Annotated in this window: 17 protein-coding genes and 1 tRNA gene; 14 read left to right on the forward strand and 4 right to left on the reverse strand. The window is 47.0% G+C overall.

Annotated elements, in window-relative coordinates; translation table 11 throughout:
• Positions 1 to 94 precede the first annotated feature (94 nt).
• The 3 genes from BM124_RS03740 to BM124_RS03750 all read left to right on the forward strand — a co-directional run bounded on the left by BM124_RS03740 (position 95) and on the right by BM124_RS03750 (position 4323).
• Positions 95 to 706, forward strand: a complete 612-nt coding sequence (locus tag BM124_RS03740; RefSeq protein ID WP_093335327.1) for a superoxide dismutase — start codon at positions 95 to 97, stop codon at positions 704 to 706.
• Between the two features lie 210 nt (positions 707 to 916).
• Positions 917 to 2200, forward strand: coding sequence for an MFS transporter (locus tag BM124_RS03745; protein WP_244504215.1), 1284 nt, complete (start codon positions 917 to 919; stop codon positions 2198 to 2200).
• Positions 2201 to 2361: 161 nt separating this feature from the next.
• Positions 2362 to 4323: a penicillin-binding transpeptidase domain-containing protein gene (locus tag BM124_RS03750; RefSeq protein ID WP_244504216.1), complete on the forward strand. Its 1962-nt coding sequence runs from the start codon at positions 2362 to 2364 to the stop codon at positions 4321 to 4323.
• A 42-nt stretch (positions 4324 to 4365) separates the two neighbouring features.
• On the opposite strand, the gene BM124_RS03755 is transcribed toward BM124_RS03750, so the two are convergent.
• Together BM124_RS03755 and BM124_RS03760 are read right to left on the reverse strand one after the other, a co-directional pair.
• A complete protein-coding gene (locus BM124_RS03755) occupies positions 4366 to 4842 on the reverse strand; it encodes an MltG/YceG/YrrL family protein (protein WP_093335329.1) in 477 nt (158 codons plus the stop codon).
• 2 nt (positions 4843 to 4844) lie between these two features.
• The gene (locus tag BM124_RS03760) at positions 4845 to 5189 is read right to left on the reverse strand and encodes a hypothetical protein (protein ID WP_093335330.1); all 345 of its coding nucleotides are present in this window, start codon (positions 5187 to 5189) and stop codon (positions 4845 to 4847) included.
• A 173-nt stretch (positions 5190 to 5362) separates the two neighbouring features.
• Here BM124_RS03760 and rpmG point away from each other — a divergent pair, with 173 nt between their 5' ends.
• From rpmG to BM124_RS03780, 5 genes are all read left to right on the forward strand, one after another.
• On the forward strand, positions 5363 to 5512 hold the full coding sequence (rpmG, locus tag BM124_RS03765) for a 50S ribosomal protein L33 (RefSeq protein WP_090925779.1): 150 nt from the start codon (positions 5363 to 5365) through the stop codon (positions 5510 to 5512).
• A gap of 105 nt (positions 5513 to 5617) precedes the next feature.
• Positions 5618 to 6175 (forward strand): 5-formyltetrahydrofolate cyclo-ligase, encoded by a 558-nt coding sequence (locus BM124_RS03770; protein WP_093335332.1) that lies wholly within the window; start codon positions 5618 to 5620, stop codon positions 6173 to 6175.
• A gap of 60 nt (positions 6176 to 6235) precedes the next feature.
• On the forward strand, positions 6236 to 6394 hold the full coding sequence (locus BM124_RS18755; protein ID WP_170840944.1) for a hypothetical protein: 159 nt from the start codon (positions 6236 to 6238) through the stop codon (positions 6392 to 6394).
• A gap of 155 nt (positions 6395 to 6549) precedes the next feature.
• Positions 6550 to 7299 (forward strand): HAD family hydrolase, encoded by a 750-nt coding sequence (locus BM124_RS03775; protein ID WP_170840945.1) that lies wholly within the window; start codon positions 6550 to 6552, stop codon positions 7297 to 7299.
• 15 nt (positions 7300 to 7314) lie between these two features.
• On the forward strand, positions 7315 to 8853 hold the full coding sequence (locus tag BM124_RS03780; RefSeq protein WP_244504230.1) for a rhomboid family intramembrane serine protease: 1539 nt from the start codon (positions 7315 to 7317) through the stop codon (positions 8851 to 8853).
• On the opposite strand, the gene BM124_RS03785 is transcribed toward BM124_RS03780, so the two are convergent.
• Complete coding sequence (locus BM124_RS03785; RefSeq protein WP_093335336.1) at positions 8850 to 9653, reverse strand: hypothetical protein; 804 nt, start codon at positions 9651 to 9653, stop codon at positions 8850 to 8852. The genes BM124_RS03780 and BM124_RS03785 overlap by 4 nt on opposite strands.
• Before the next feature lie 403 nt (positions 9654 to 10056).
• Here BM124_RS03785 and BM124_RS03795 point away from each other — a divergent pair, with 403 nt between their 5' ends.
• Genes BM124_RS03795 through BM124_RS19575 form a run of 6 tightly spaced genes read left to right on the forward strand, consistent with a single transcriptional unit; the run spans position 10057 to position 14993 of the window.
• Entirely contained in the window at positions 10057 to 10563 is a 507-nt protein-coding gene (locus BM124_RS03795) for a hypothetical protein (RefSeq protein ID WP_093335339.1), read from the forward strand.
• 7 nt (positions 10564 to 10570) lie between these two features.
• Positions 10571 to 10792 (forward strand): YqgQ family protein, encoded by a 222-nt coding sequence (locus BM124_RS03800; protein ID WP_093335341.1) that lies wholly within the window; start codon positions 10571 to 10573, stop codon positions 10790 to 10792.
• A complete protein-coding gene (locus BM124_RS03805; RefSeq protein ID WP_244504217.1) occupies positions 10789 to 11778 on the forward strand; it encodes an ROK family glucokinase in 990 nt (329 codons plus the stop codon). Before BM124_RS03800 ends, BM124_RS03805 begins: the two co-directional genes overlap by 4 nt.
• Positions 11779 to 11829: 51 nt before the next feature.
• Positions 11830 to 13239, forward strand: coding sequence for an aspartate ammonia-lyase (gene aspA, locus BM124_RS03810; protein WP_093335343.1), 1410 nt, complete (start codon positions 11830 to 11832; stop codon positions 13237 to 13239).
• 54 nt (positions 13240 to 13293) lie between these two features.
• Entirely contained in the window at positions 13294 to 13917 is a 624-nt protein-coding gene (locus BM124_RS03815) for a hypothetical protein (protein WP_093335345.1), read from the forward strand.
• The gene (locus tag BM124_RS19575) at positions 13914 to 14993 is read left to right on the forward strand and encodes an MTH1187 family thiamine-binding protein (protein WP_093335347.1); all 1080 of its coding nucleotides are present in this window, start codon (positions 13914 to 13916) and stop codon (positions 14991 to 14993) included. Before BM124_RS03815 ends, BM124_RS19575 begins: the two co-directional genes overlap by 4 nt.
• Positions 14994 to 15089: 96 nt before the next feature.
• Here the strand turns inward: BM124_RS19575 and BM124_RS03825 are convergent.
• A tRNA-Gln gene (locus BM124_RS03825) sits at positions 15090 to 15164 on the reverse strand.
• Positions 15165 to 15239 lie beyond the last annotated feature (75 nt).

A 15239-nucleotide genomic window follows, 5' to 3' on the forward strand; every position in this document is an offset into this window, starting at 1 on the left:
GTATTCACGGTTGCACGTCTGAATGCCTTTGCATGAAGGTTGCGTGACAACACGAATCAGCAGACACATAAATTTTTGAAGGAGGAGTTGCATTATGGCTAATCATCAACTACCAGAACTACCTTACGCATTTGACGCTCTCGAACCTCACATTGATGAAGAAACAATGAAAATTCATCATGGGAAACACCACAATACTTATGTGACGAAGCTGAATGGTGCGCTTGAAGGTCATGACGACCTGGCGGACAAAGACGTCAATGAACTAATCAGTGACCTGAACGCTCTGCCTGACAGCATTCGTACAGCTGTCAGAAATAATGGAGGCGGTCATTCCAACCACACTCTTTTCTGGCAGATCCTCAGCCCGAATGGCGGCGGTGAACCGGAAGGAGAACTTGCTGACGCAATCAAGAGTAAGTGGGGAAGTTTCGATGGATTTCAGGAAGAATTCAAAAATACCGCACTCGGCCGCTTTGGTTCCGGGTGGGCCTGGCTCGTTGTGAACAACGGCGAACTTGCAGTGCAGAACACCTTGAACCAGGATTCACCAATCATGGAAGGCAAGACTCCAATTCTCGGCATCGACGTTTGGGAGCACGCCTATTATTTGAAATATCAAAACCGTCGTCCGGAATATGTAGACGCATTCTGGAACCTTGTGAACTGGAATGAAGTAGCGAAACGCTATAAAGAAGCTAAGTAATAAATGAACCGCATGGCTGTCCCTGAAAAAAGGGGCAGCCTTTTTTTGGATCAAACAGCACCGAATTTTGAAGCAGAATGCTGGATAGAATGACCGGCATCTCTACAAAACGCTGCGGCTTGCGATGAAGACAGGACATGCCCGCTCATCCCTTTTTATTGAATAGCCTGCCGCCGCCCGCGGCACAATACGGAGAAGGGCGGTGGGGACATGTTACGTTCGATGACAAAAATGTTTTTAGGAAATGTTCCGGTAACCAAAAATTTATTGATGCTTCTTGTGATTGGAGGATTGTATGCTGTATCCATAGCGCTGTCCAATACATTTGTCAATATTTATTTATGGAAGCAGTCCGGAGAAATCCGCGACATAGCACTATATCAGCTGGCTTCTGTCCTCCTGCAGCCGCCGGCTTTTCTTCTGGCCGGTTATATAGCAAAAAAAGCGGACAGAATCTATACGCTGCGAGCCGGTGTTTTCATTTTAACCGCTTTTTTTCTTGCTGTGCTGATGGCTGGAAAAAATGTAGAAGACCTTCTTTTGTTTCTCGGAGCCCTTCTGGGAATTGGATTTGGGTTTTACTGGCTTGGGTATAATGTGCTCACCTTCGAAATAACAGAACCGGAGACGAGAGATTTTTTTAATGGATTTTCCGGATTGTTAACCAGTTTTGCAGGCATGATCGGCCCCTTCAGTGCAGGCCTTGTAATTACCTGGTTGCCCGAATCAAGAGGGTATCAGGTGATATTTTTTCTATCCTTTTTTCTCTTTATGATGGCTGTCCTTCTGAGCCTGAAAATGAAGCACAGGCATGCCAAAGGTCCGGTTTACTTTAAAAAGGCGGCTGGAGAGATTAGAAAAAATAAAGACTGGAGAAACATTCTGTACGCGCACTTCATGCAGGGGACGAGGGAAGGCGTTTTTGCATTTGTCATCATATTGTGGGTGTACACGGCAACAAACAGTGAACTTGCCTTGGGGACCTACGGGTTTGTGACATCTGCTGTATCATTTCTCGGGTACTTTCTGGTGGGAAGATTTCTTAAGCCGAAGTTCCGGAAACACGCGATCTTTACAGGCGGGGCAATCCTTGTCGGTTCCGTCTTTATCATTGTGTTTCATCCCACATTTCCCCTGCTGATAACGTATGGGATTGTCATCTCGACAGCTTATCCGTTGATGCTGGTTCCCTACGTTTCGCTTACCTACGACGTGCTTGGAAAAGCAGCTGATGCGGGTGCACTTCGTATAGAATATCTTGTAACAAAAGAATGGTTTATTAACATGGGACGGGCGTTTTCCATTATTTTGTTCCTGATAGGCACTGCTCTCTTTCCCGACCGGATTATTATTCCGATTCTTATGGTGGCAGCAGGGGCCGGACATTTTGCGGCGGCGTGGTGCATAAAAAACATTGATACGTCCTTCATTGTTGACAGGAAAAAAGTAAATAGTGGTATGCCGGAAAATGGAGGAGGAGACTCAGTAACATGAGTACTCCTTTTCTTTTTGACCTAAGCAAAAGTGTGCTAAAATATAGAAAGATACAGGAACGGTTACATAACAAAGGGAGAGGAATACAGGTGGGAAAAACGAAATCAGGAAACAGACACGTCCCTTTCCGCTTAAATTTGCTTTTTTTTGCGGTATTTCTTTTGTTTTCACTGTTAATTTTCAGGCTCGGGTATATTCAGATTGTGCAGGGGGATCAATTTGAAAGTGAACTGGAAGCCTCTTCTTCCGAGCAGCAGGCCCGTATTGATGCCCCGCGTGGTTTAATGTACGATCGTAATGGAAATATTGTTGTGGATAACGAATTGGCACTTTCTCTCACATACACGAACAAGCAGTCTGTCTCAACAGAAGAAAGACTTGAGATAGCAGAAGCGCTTGTTGATCTCATTTCGATTGAAACAAAAGAAAATGAAACGCTGGATGATAAAATTGACAAACGCACGAAACAGGATTACTGGATTGCCACTCATCCGGAAAAAGCCAAAAACCTGGTGACCGATGAAGAACGGGCGCAGGCTGAAGAAAATGATGAAAACGAAAATGAAATTTATAATCTGCAGTTGAGCCGGATCAGTGAAAAGCAGTTGTCGTCTCTGGATTCGGAACTGAAAAAAGTATACATCTGGGGGCAGATGGTCAGTGGTTATTATGATACGCCGTATCGTATTAAAAAAGATCTTTCGCGTAATGAAGCCCATCAGATCAGTGAGCGGCTTGATTCGCTGCCAGGGGTGAATATTCTCAGGGATGCCGAGCGCCAGTATTTGTATGAAGATGCCTTTCCAGATTATTTCGGGAATATCGGATCCATCCCCCGGGAACAGCTGGATAAGTACCTGGCTAAAGGGTACGCGCGTACAGACGAAGTGGGAACAAGCTTTCTGGAGAAGCAGTATGAGACGGATCTCCGTGGAAAGAAAGGCACTGTAACAAACGGAAATACGACAAATGGGCGCCGTGGGAATGATTTGGTTCTGTCTATCGATATGGCCCTGCAGCAGCAGGTGGATACCATTGTACAGGAAGAAGTCAATTCCATGAGCGGCAGCTTTATTAACAATCCTAATGCCTATATTGTAATGATGAAGCCGGACACGGGAGAAATTCTGGCGGCCGTGGGGCACCAGAATCAACTTGGTATTACGTCAAATTCCTATGCCATGGGATCCACTGTGAAACCGGCAACGGTTATGACCGGCCTGGAAACCGAAGCTGTCACTCCGCAGACAACGATCATCGACCGGCCGCTGGAACTTCCGTCCACGGAGCCAATCAGCTCTGTGTACAATATGGGACCGGTAAATTATTACGACGCCATTGTACAGTCCTCGAATATTTATATGTCTTACGTAGCGATGAACATGGCAGGATACAATCCGGGAACCGGTCAGAGCTGGTCGAACACAACGTATAAAAAGGCGTTTGATACGTTCCGTTATTACTATTCCCAATTTGGACTTGGGGCGAAAACCGGCATTGATCTTCCTACAGAATCGACAGGTATCACCGGGCCAGTGAACTATCCCGGGAGACTGCTGTATTTAAGCTTCGGGCAGTTTGACACGTATACACCGATGCAGCTTGCTCAGTATGTATCAACGGTTGCAAACGATGGATACCGTATGAAGCCGCGTCTTGTGAAAGAAATCAGACAGCCGAACCCGGACAAACAGCAACTCGGTGCGGTGAAAAAACAATATGAACCACACATTATGAATAAGCTGGATATCAATAATAATTACATCGATATGGTTCAGGAAGCCATGAGAGGTGTGGTTAATCAAAGCAGAGGGTCCGCCTATTCGGAATTCAACGGGGCGGAGTACGCTGCAGCAGGCAAGACAGGAACCGCCGAAGTTTCGGTCCAGCAGGACGGTTCCGGAGATTCCATTGATGGGATCAACCAGGCCTTCATATCCTACGCGCCGTATGATAACCCGGAAGTGACGGCGGCCGTCGTTGTGCCAGGACTGTACGAAAGTTCGAATGTAGCAAAAGTCATCGGAAGAAGAGCGCTCGATGCCTATTTCAATCTGAAAGAAAATCCGCAGGCTCCTGTTCCTGAAGAAAATCAGGAAGAAAACGCAGCAACCGGTGAATAAAAAAGCGGCAGTGTCCCGAAGAATACGGGACCTGCCGTTTTTTTATGATGTGATACGTTGGATGATGTCCTGAATGCTCATGGTATTGTTTAATTTGTACTGTCCGGGCTTGATAGATGATGCGCGGCCGCTTTCTTGAAGCTTCTGCGCAAAAAGAGACTCTTCCTCTATCATCTCCAGCTGCTGCAGGAGCGAAGCAACGTCACCGCTGGTCATTCCCTGTTCAATATGTAAAATGGCCGTTAGCTCGTCTGTCTGCCCGTCTTCAGGCGGCGTGTCTTCTTCCTGGACCGCATTGTATTCGTCCTGTGTCAATACAACATAGCCGTCTGATTCCAGAAAGGAAATGTGCTGCTCCGCGCTGAGGGCGGCCGGATTCGGTGCTTCGGTTGGTTCGCCTGCTTGAGATGAGCTTTCTGCTTCGTTTGGTCCGGGCTGGAGGATAAAATAAGCACCAGCTATGCAGCAGGCGGCAGCAAACCATCCGACAGCAAAAACCTGTATGTTTTTACGGGTCACATCTATCTCTCCTTTTCACGGGTTCCGGACAGCAGCTGCTGTACTTCTTCGGATTTTAATTCCATGGCTGCTGCAATTTCTTCGATGCTCATGTTCTGCTGGTACCATTGATGAGCTTCTTTGACAAGCTCCTCCTTCGAATGACGCCGCACGGAAGGAGAAGACGCTGACAACAGTTCTTCTTCCAGAATGCGCAGCCGTTGTTTCACCTGATACATGTCTCCCATTACCTGCAGGGACATCTGTTCTACTTCGTCATTCCGCTCTTTCTGTTTATCCCCGGCCAAAAATGAAAGACCGAACAAGCACACACTGAGCAGAATGGAAGAAAGAATGACCCATTCCATAACCTTCCTCCTTTCCAACAATCACGTCAGTCATATTATACATGCTTGAACACATATCGAGAATGCTTTCCCCTGATTCCGTCACTTTCTTTACTCAGATGCTTGATACGTTCTGCATTATTTGGTAACATAGTTAGGTATGAATAGAGATTAACAGTTGAGGAGGGACAACCATGCGTGTACAAGTAACAATGGCCTGCACGGAAACAGGAGATCGTAACTACATTACGACAAAAAATAAACGTAAGAATCCGGAACGCATTGAACTGAAGAAATTCAGCCCGCGTTTGAATAAGCACACCCTGCACAGAGAGACCAAATAAGCAGCTGGAGAGACAATCTCCTCTGCTTTTTTTCTTTATAATAGAGCATTTCAGCATAAAAAGGGCATTATAGTAGAGACAGCCGTCAGGTAAAGGTGGAAGAAGATGCACCAAAAAAAAGAGATAAGACGACATATTAGAAATCAGTTTCAACACACTATGCCGGAAAAACGGTACAAGGAGGCTGACGTTGTATATCAGCACCTATTTCAGTCCTCTGTATGGAAAGAAGCTGCCACCATTGCCGTTACGATGTCGACCAGAAATGAAATCGACACGGAACCAGTCATCAAACAAGCATGGAAGGAAAGGAAACGGACGGCGGTGCCGAAAACGAATCCGCTGCATGAAACGATGACGTTTTACCACATCACATCCTTCAAAGAGACGAAACAGGACTTTGCTGGAATATGGGAACCAGAGCCGGACCTTGAAGCGTATGTTTCCTCTTCGGATTTTGATTTGATCATCGTACCTGGAATGGCCTTTGATAAAGAGAAATATCGTATTGGATTTGGCGGCGGGTACTATGACCGCTTTCTTCAGACGGTTGATGCCCCGACTTGTGCTATATTGTATTCTTTCCAGTTTTTTGAACGGATTCCCCGTGAAGACCACGATATCCCTATAGATTTTCTCTGCGTAAGCGATGGAATTTTTTAAAATGAAAACACATAAAACAGCCGCTGGTGCAGAAAATAGAGAAAAAGGAGTGGCTGAATCGTGACTGGAACGACAAAAATCATCCTATTACTGCTGACCGTTTTATTGATCAGCTGTATGCCGAAATCCTTCTTACGGGGTCTGCGCAGAACCGCCATCGCAGCAGTACTGCAGATTCCATTCCTGCGCCGCGCGCTGCTTGGGGCATTCTTACATTAACAAATCACGACGGAAAATGCCGGTTCGCACAGAAAACCCTCGCTATGGTGAGGGTTTTCTGTTTTCATAACAAACTACTGGAGCACCGGCAGGAACACAATGATTCGATAAGAAAACGCTGTACTGCTATAATGAAGAAGAGTGGAGGGAATGAAATGCGCTGGAATACCATATGTTTTGATCTGGATAACACACTCTTCAGTCACGAAGATGCGTTTGAGCAGGCAGTAAAGCATACGTTTTATACGATGTATCAAACGGGCAGTACCGGGAATCCCTTTGCAGAAGTAGATGCAAAAGACTGGTTCCGGACTTTTAAATATCATTCGGATTTGTTGTGGGCTTACTATGAACAAAATAACTGGACACATGACGAGTACCGTAAAAAACGTTTTGACGAGACGATGAAAGCTTTCTCCCTGCCATACGCGCGCGGAGATGCAGAACAATTTCATGAACAGTATGAGAAAGTGGTCGCTGATTTCTGCGTTCCTTTTGAGGGAGTATATGAGCTGCTGGACCGTCTTCTTAAAGAAGGACTGCGGCTTGGGATTATAACGAATGGACGAACAAAAACCCAGCGGAAAAAATGGCAGAAACTGCAGCTTGATAGCTTTATTCCGGAATCACATCTTATTGTTTCGGAAGAAGCAGCCGTGGAAAAACCTGAACGGGAAATGTTCGATTATGCGCTGCAGCAGCTTCAAGGTGAAACTGCAGGATCTCTGTTTATCGGAGATTCCTGGGAGCTGGATGTGCAGGGAGCCATCCATGCGGGCTGGGACGCTGTGTTTCTCAATACGAGGGGGGAAGAACGAACGACGAGTGACGCACCTGCCGCAGAACATAAGTCGTTTCAGGAGACGGCCCGGTTTCTGCTGCAATCCCTCCGTTTGAAAGGGTGAACTGTAGTGGAAGCGATGCATCGATACTGGAAACTGATTTATCATCTGGTCATCAAAGAAGACGCGAGAATTCTTGAAATCAGTCAGGACAGAAAACAGATATGGCTTGAAACAGGAACAAAAAACCAAAAGGCGGTCGTACGCCTTGCCCGGATTGAATACGACTGGATGAACAAGGTCGAACATGATGCCAAAGAGGCGGAGCGGATGTATCAACGTGTCAAGCGTATGGTCCTTGGACGGAACGTCCCCTTTTATAATGTTTATATATCATCCTATCCGCCGGCTGATCTGACCCAGTCTCTGAACAGTTATCCGGCCATGCCCAAGAGCGGTCGGTTTTACCTCATTTCCCGGGATCCATCCGGGCGCATCGCCGAATCGGAGGAACAGGTGCTCAAAGACTTGGGGACACGTTTCACCTGGAGTCCTGCTTTGGAAGATGAATATTCTCACGAAGACTGGGGCCGGTATTACAGAGCGGAAGTAAAAGAAAGACAGGAGAAGCTGGAGAAAGAAGACCGGTCGCTGCTTCTTTTTACGAAACCGAGAATCGTGTATGTAATTCTTGCAGCCATCGTTTCGGTATTTGTATGGATGGAACAGACGGGGGAGAGCACGAATCTGGTGACGCTTATTGAATTCGGGGCGAAATATAATCCGGCGCTGCTTGAAGGAGAATGGTGGCGGCTGTTCACGTCTATGTTTTTGCATATCGGTGTCTTTCATCTGGTCATGAACTCCCTCGCGCTCTTCTACATTGGAGGAGCGGTGGAGCGGATGTATGGAACCCTCCGCTTTCTTATCATCTACCTGACGGCGGGGATTTTTGGTTCTCTGGCCAGTTTTACGTTTAATGAGCAGGTGTCAGCCGGAGCATCCGGTGCCATCTTCGGCTGTTTTGGGGCGCTGTTGTATTTTGGCCTGATCCATCGTGCCTTGTTCTTTCGTACGATGGGGCTGAATGTGCTTTTTATTCTGGGTATCAATCTTGTATTTGGTTTTGTCGTTCCAGCAGTTGATAACGGAGCGCATATCGGAGGACTGGCCGGCGGCTTTCTTGCTTCGGCACTCGTCCACCTGCCAAAGCACGGCCGCAGACGGACCCAGCTTCCCTTTATAATTCTCATACCGGGATTGGCCGCGTGTCTTCTTTGGTACGGTCTGATAAATGAGGACAAACAGGGATCGGCAATGGTGGATGTCCAGCTTGCCCAGCAGTACCTGGAGCGTGATAATGCAGAAAGGGCCCGTCAGATTTTAAACGAAGAAGGAAACAATGGATCCAATCCTTATGTGCCTTTTGTGCTGGGCAATACGTACATGGCAGAGAATCAATACGAGCGGGCCTTATCTTTCTTTCAGGAAGCCATCTCCATCAACGATGAGCTTGCCGAAGCCCATTACAATCTGGCTGTCGCCTATTCGGCGCTTGAACGATGGGAAGAAGCGGAACAATCCCTAAACAGAGCGAAACAGCTGGGCATTGAAAATCAGTCGGAGGACGTGGACGTTAAGAGCATGGAAGAAAGAGTAAATGCAAACCTCCCTTAGGTACTGCTGTAATGAATAAACAGAGATAACCTTTTCTGTTCTTTATTCCAATTTACGAAAGGCATAACTTTTTTTCGTTGTTTCCGTCGTGATGCCGTCACATCCTCTACAGTGTAGTAAACGTCCTGCCATGCTTTTTCCACCGCACGTGGATCAAGGCCGCTGACAGATGGACTCATGTATTGTTTCCAGCGGGTGATCGGAAACAACCTGGATGATTCAGAGAGACCGGCACTGTCTCTGATGAATCGTTTCACGTGCTGTTGCTGCTGATTAATAATGGTGTCCATCATTTTCCCGGCTTTTTTCTCTTCCTCGGAATCCGCCAAGGTGAATGAATGCAGATCCGAAATCGGAGTGTCCAAAACATACAATGAACTGCTGCTCCAGTCGAACGTATAGACTGGAGCATTTTTCATGCTGTAAAAGCCGGCGAGGTCATACCTTCCTGAATCTTCAGAGGGGGTCCGTTTAAGCGCTGTGAGATGGTCATCGCCTTCCAGCCAAGCGGCAGCGCTGTCTTTGACGTATCCATCTTCCAGTAAAATCATCTGTACCTGCTGTTTTTCAGCCGGAGATTTGGTTTTAAGCGTTCCTTTGGATTCCAGCACGTATTCATCATTATCAAGGATGTGGTGGATGGTAATGGTTCCTGTGGTTTTACTGAAATGATGGTCCGGTTCTTCATAGGACGGGTTCTCATGCTTTTCGAAAAAAGAGGCATCCGCTGCAGACGCTGCCGGCATCAGGAAAAGACCGAGAAAAAGACCGAGAAACAGAAAAATCCATTTTTTAACCATAACAATACTCCTGACTACTTGGAGATAGTAAAAGACAGCCGTTTAAAGCAAGTGAAGCTGTTATGTTGAAGTATCTGCACAAAAGCGGCAGTTCATTCCCGATTTTTGTGCATGAGCACCAGAAATTCCGGAGACGATGACCGGTAAGGAAGGAGGGGATAACGATGGCCAATCACAGCATTCCAGTGTCCCGATCTTTGGCCGGTGCTCCCATTTTCCGCTGCAAATTCAGGCGACATTTTAAGACGTAAACTGGTCCCTTTGAAAAAAAGAGACCCTCTGTGTCCGGTAAAGGAGATCCGGATCGAACGGCCTGGGATTAACATCAGAGCACCGGCTTTTACGGAATGGACGGAAAAAGACAGGCATAGGATAAGGATAAAAGCTGTCCAGGGAGGATCCTATGTTTATTACGTTGTTGGAACTAACCGCAGCCGGTATGACATTTGGTGCTGCAGCAATGTATAATCTGCATCACCAGAAGCGGATAACATTGCTCATTTTTTTGTTGTTTGTCTGCACGTTTTATATTGGCTTACTAACAGCCGGGTTTTCATGGCTTCAGACTGCGGAAACCTCTATTCTTTTTGACGTGCTTCGCTTTTTGACGGCTGCAGCGGCGGCCGTGTTCGGTTTTATGTTCTACCTTCCTTATTATGGTTTTTTTCATCAACGTTCCGGGTATTTATGGCTCGCACTGACCCTGCTTTTCTTTTACATCGGCTGGCACGCCGGCCACTGGGCTTCGTCTCTTATGACGGAGCTGCTTTTGATGTTTTTATTTGCAGCAGCATATGTGGCCGGGAATACGTTGCAGAGTATTCTCCATTTTAAAATGAGAGGCCGGTTTTTCGTTCCTTATATTCCGTTTGCAGGTCTGCTTTTCTTTTCTTTGCTTATGTTGCTATAATAGATGTATGAATACGGACTTTCAAACTCTCGCAGATATCAGAAAATGGCTCATACAGTTTCGTACCGTCATATACACCAAAGACCGGCGTATGGACCTTGAGCTTATGGAAGAAGAAGTAAAGGGAGCCCACGAGGCTGGGTTAATGGACAATAAGGACTATACAGCCGCGCTTATGATTATCAAAAACGAATACAGCCGCCTGTGCGATCAGGACAAGGAAGGATGAGAACGCTGCATATGGATGAAAAGTATCTTCTAGGGATTGATGTCGGAGGAACGTCAGTGAAAATCGGCCTGTTTACAGAGAGCGGACAGCAAAAGGAAAAATGGTCGATAGCAACCAATAAAGACAATAATGGTGAACATGTACTGGAGGATATCGCCCGCTCTATTTTAACAAAATGGAACGAACATGGACTGAGTGCTGCGGATGTAAAAGGGGCAGGAATCGGTGTGCCCGGTTTTGTCGATGTGAAAAAAGGAATGATTCAGTTTGCGGTGAACATCGGCTGGGTCGATTACCCGGTTGCTTCTATTCTGTCGGATTTTCTTCAGATTCCGGTCGTTCTTGATAATGACGCGAATCTGGCGGCTGCTGGGGAATACTGGCAGGGGGCTGGAAATGACGCCGCTGATGTCCTGCTGTTAACTTTGGGGACCGGAGTCGGTGGTGGTGTTATCGTTAATGGGGACATTCTGCACGGTGTGTCGGATATGGCAGGAGAAATTGGTCATGTGACGGTCGTTCCACGTAACGGTGCGCCCTGTAACTGCGGGAAAACGGGCTGTCTGGAGACTGTGTCGTCTGCTACCGGAATGGTTCGGATGGCAGAAGCAGAAGCTGTGAAACATCCGGATTCCATGTTATACATAAAAAAACAGCAGACACCGTTAACCGCTCAAATTCTTTTTGAATGTGCAGCTGCCTGCGATGAAACAGCAGCTGCAGTCGTTGATCAATCGATGCATTACCTTGGAATGGCAGCCGGAAACGCGGCCAACGTACTCAACCCGCAGAGAATCGTTATAGGCGGTGGCGTATCAGCCGCCGGTGAGCAGCTTTTGACGCCCCTGCGCTCCCATTACGCTGTACATGCTCTGCCCAGAGTGGCGGACCATACATCTTTTGCCACGGCAGAACTGGGCAATGACGCCGGCATTATAGGCGCTGCATGGCTGGCAAAACATAAAGCGGCATCCGGGGGATTATGACTCTATGAAACAAACCCAAAAAGATTAACAAGCATTGAAGGAGAAGATGACATGAAAGACTACCGCACAGAAAAAGACTTCCTTGGAGAAAAAAATGTACCTGAAGAGGCTTATTACGGTATTCAGACCATCCGGGCGAAAGAAAACTTCCCAATCACCGATTATCCGCCGCATCCTGAGCTGATCAAAGGATTCGGCTATGTCAAAAAAGGCGCCGCCATGGCGAACCGTGATGCGGGCATGCTGAACCGTAATATTGCCGGAGCTGTCATTGAGGCATCAGAAGAAGTCATTGAAGGAAAATTTAATGATCAGTTTATTGTTGATGCCATTCAGGGGGGAGCGGGAACTTCCTTCAACATGAATGCCAACGAGGTGATTGCCAACCGGGCCATTGAAATACTCGGCGGCAACAAGGGGCATTACCTCATGGTCAGTCCCAACACGCACGTGAACATGGGGCAGTCCACCAATGACGCCTTTCCAACGGCCATACATATTGCATGCCTGCACCTGGCCAAGGGACTTACATCTGCTCTGAATCATCTTCTTCAGACACTTGAACAAAAAGAAACAGAATTTGACGATGTCATCAAAATGGGGCGCACCCATTTACAGGACGCGGTGCCGATCCGGCTCGGGCAGGAATTCAGCGCTTACCGCCGGGTTTTGGCAAGAGATCTGACAAGAATCAGACAGTCTGTTGATCACCTCTATGAAATTAACATGGGAGCGACAGCCGTAGGTACGGGGCTGAACGCCAATACGGATTATATCTCAAAAGTTCCTGATTATTTATCGGAATTGACCGGTTTTCCGTTTTACAGTGCTGAAAATCTTGTGGATGCCACACAGAATACCGATGCGTATACCGAATTGTCCGCTGCCTTGAAAGTACATGCCATTAATTTGTCGAAAATGGCAAATGATCTCCGGCTTATGAGTTCGGGACCGCGTACCGGACTGAACGAAATTAATCTACCTTCCAGGCAGCCAGGATCATCCATCATGCCGGGTAAAGTAAACCCTGTCATGTGCGAAGTCATCAATCAGGTTTCCTTCCAGGTTATCGGAAATGACCATACCATCAGTCTCGCGTCAGAAGCCGGACAGCTGGAGCTTAATGTAATGGAGCCGGTGCTTGTTTTTAACCTGCTGCAGTCTCTGTCGGTTCTTCAGAACGGATTAAGTGTTTTCCGCGAACACGGCGTAAGCGGCATTACGGCCAATATTGAACACTGCCGTCATCTGGTAGAAAAGAGTGTCGGCATTATAACCGCCATCAATCCCCACGTTGGATACGAAACGGCGTCCCGTATTGCCAAAGAAGCGATCGACACAGGCAGAAGTGTCCGGGAGATCTGCCTGGAACGCGACATTTTAAACGAAGAAGAACTGGATAGAATTCTCGACTCCAAGGAAATGACGAACCCGGGGATCGCAGGATCGGAATTTCTGTAGCATCACTCTCGACATCAACAACGTCTTTTCGTTCAGGGAGGGAAAGGGAAAAGAATGTTCAAAGGAAATAAGCTCATTGTCCTCCTGCCGCTTACGTTAATGATTTTTCTGTTTATAGGAGGCGGCTTTTATATTAATCAGGCAGAAGAAGTGACAAATGAAAACCTATCGGAAGAAGTTCAGTGGGACAGTACGCTTGAACCAACAGAAAACGGCGCCAGGCTGACAGCATCATGGGAATGGGGACACATGCCCAGTGACGGACTGCACGGAACTGATTATATCGGCATTACGTTTCTGGACGAAAATGGGGAACCTATGACCGGTGATCAGGTGGAACGCGCCGAGCTTCTTCTTGATCTAAATAATGAGGAGGAACGGTCTATAGAACCGGAAACGACTTCAGACGGCGTTCTCTTTGCTGTGCCCAATGAGATGGAGGATAATCAGGCAATTGGGAGCAGCGGAACGATTGATGTCCGTATGAGCTCCAATCCGGAGAATAAACGGGTTGTTATGAGCTATCTTCATACTTGGGAAGAGCATGGCGGCCTGGAAACATCCAATACCCGCTTTTTTGATCCTTCTTTCCATGATAAAAATGGCAGCTCCTTTTACTGGGTCATTGAACACTTTGTCGAACGTGGGCCAAATACAGCAGAAGAGGAATCCGCATGAAAGGCTTATCTTATCAAAACGGCGTTATTTTTATCGGTGCGGAACACGCAGGATGGGCGCAGTGGAACAACAACCGGCCGGAAGCAGACGTTGTTCCATTGACCTTTTCTTCTATAATAAATGTGGCATCCCATGTTTTTCGCTCCATGCCTTTGTGGTATAGGAGTATATGTATGCTTCTTATCTGTGTAATCGTTCTTCCTTATATCGTGCGGTTGTTTACCGGTCTCTCTGTTCCAGGGCTGCCTTTGTACACTTTCTTGTATTTTCTGATGGGCACCCATTTCTTTTTTCCGAAAGAACTGCGTCAGTTTCACGGAGCGGAGCATAAGGTTTTCAGCTTCAAGGGAATCAAAAAAAGGAGGAACCTTTATCGAATCAGAAAGTCTTCGATTACGAACCGCTATTGTTCCACCAATACGGTTGTTCTTTACTTTTTGCTGACGGCGGGAGGGTTTTTAATTTCGCTGCCGTGGCTTCCATGGACGACGGGGCTTGCGGCTGCATCCTATACGGCATTCCCGGCGGCTGCCGTGTTACACCGGATAATACAGTTTCCTTCCATGAAAATTATCCGCGCTCCCGTGCTTTCTCTATCGTATACGGTGCAGCGTCATATTTCGTGCAAGGAACCGGACCGCCGCCATGTAAGGACGGCACTGGAAGCATACAGAGCACTGGCGGAAAAAGAGTTTCCCCATGTTCTGCAGGAGAAAAAGTCTAATCCAACAAAGGAGGATGCTCATATGGCAGTAGTAGATATTACGGTTGTTCCCGTAGGCACAGCTTCGACAAGTATCAGTGAAGATGTTGCCGCTATGCAGCAGGTACTTGACGGTCATTCGGAAAATATCCATTTTCAGCTCACACCAATGGGCACGGTTTTGGAAGGAAAGCTGGAAGACCTGCTGCCGATTGTTAAAGAACTTCATGACATTCCGTTTCAGCGCGGAGCAGGCCGTGTATCCACTAATATCCGGATAGATGACCGGCGTGACAAAGAAAATCACGGCATGGCAGAAAAACTGGCATCGGTGGAGAACAAACAACAGGACACGTCGAATCAGAATGGATAAAATAAAACAATCCGGACGATGCCGCTTCTCATGGCAGGAACGCATCGTCCGGATTGTTATGTAATGTATATCTGTTTTCTTAAAAACTTAGAAAAATGGCTGGGATGGCAGGGTTCGAACCTGCGAATCACGGAATCAAAATCCGATGCCTTACCGCTTGGCTACATCCCAGTTTCAATCATTAGGATGAGCAGAGCGGCAGCATAGTATACAAAATTTTTTTCAAAAAAAAGAAGGAAAATCGAA

This window comes from Salibacterium halotolerans (assembly GCF_900115625.1).
GTDB classification, from domain to species: Bacteria; Bacillota; Bacilli; order Bacillales; family Marinococcaceae; genus Salibacterium; species Salibacterium halotolerans.

What these genes read in the sequence shown, in the direction of transcription:
- BM124_RS03740 (WP_093335327.1), top strand. Translation starts at nt 95, where the DNA reads ATGGCTAATCATCAACTACCAGAACTACCTTACGCATTTGACGCTCTC.
- BM124_RS03745 (WP_244504215.1), top strand. Translation starts at nt 917, where the DNA reads ATGTTACGTTCGATGACAAAAATGTTTTTAGGAAATGTTCCGGTAACC.
- BM124_RS03760 (WP_093335330.1), bottom strand. Translation starts at nt 5,189, where the DNA reads ATGGAATGGGTCATTCTTTCTTCCATTCTGCTCAGTGTGTGCTTGTTC.
- rpmG (WP_090925779.1), top strand. Translation starts at nt 5,363, where the DNA reads ATGCGTGTACAAGTAACAATGGCCTGCACGGAAACAGGAGATCGTAAC.
- BM124_RS03770 (WP_093335332.1), top strand. Translation starts at nt 5,618, where the DNA reads ATGCACCAAAAAAAAGAGATAAGACGACATATTAGAAATCAGTTTCAA.
- BM124_RS03775 (WP_170840945.1), top strand. Translation starts at nt 6,550, where the DNA reads ATGCGCTGGAATACCATATGTTTTGATCTGGATAACACACTCTTCAGT.
- BM124_RS03780 (WP_244504230.1), top strand. Translation starts at nt 7,315, where the DNA reads ATGCATCGATACTGGAAACTGATTTATCATCTGGTCATCAAAGAAGAC.
- BM124_RS03785 (WP_093335336.1), bottom strand. Translation starts at nt 9,653, where the DNA reads ATGGTTAAAAAATGGATTTTTCTGTTTCTCGGTCTTTTTCTCGGTCTT.
- BM124_RS03795 (WP_093335339.1), top strand. Translation starts at nt 10,057, where the DNA reads ATGTTTATTACGTTGTTGGAACTAACCGCAGCCGGTATGACATTTGGT.
- BM124_RS03800 (WP_093335341.1), top strand. Translation starts at nt 10,571, where the DNA reads ATGAATACGGACTTTCAAACTCTCGCAGATATCAGAAAATGGCTCATA.
- BM124_RS03805 (WP_244504217.1), top strand. Translation starts at nt 10,789, where the DNA reads ATGAGAACGCTGCATATGGATGAAAAGTATCTTCTAGGGATTGATGTC.
- aspA (WP_093335343.1), top strand. Translation starts at nt 11,830, where the DNA reads ATGAAAGACTACCGCACAGAAAAAGACTTCCTTGGAGAAAAAAATGTA.
- BM124_RS03815 (WP_093335345.1), top strand. Translation starts at nt 13,294, where the DNA reads ATGTTCAAAGGAAATAAGCTCATTGTCCTCCTGCCGCTTACGTTAATG.
- BM124_RS19575 (WP_093335347.1), top strand. Translation starts at nt 13,914, where the DNA reads ATGAAAGGCTTATCTTATCAAAACGGCGTTATTTTTATCGGTGCGGAA.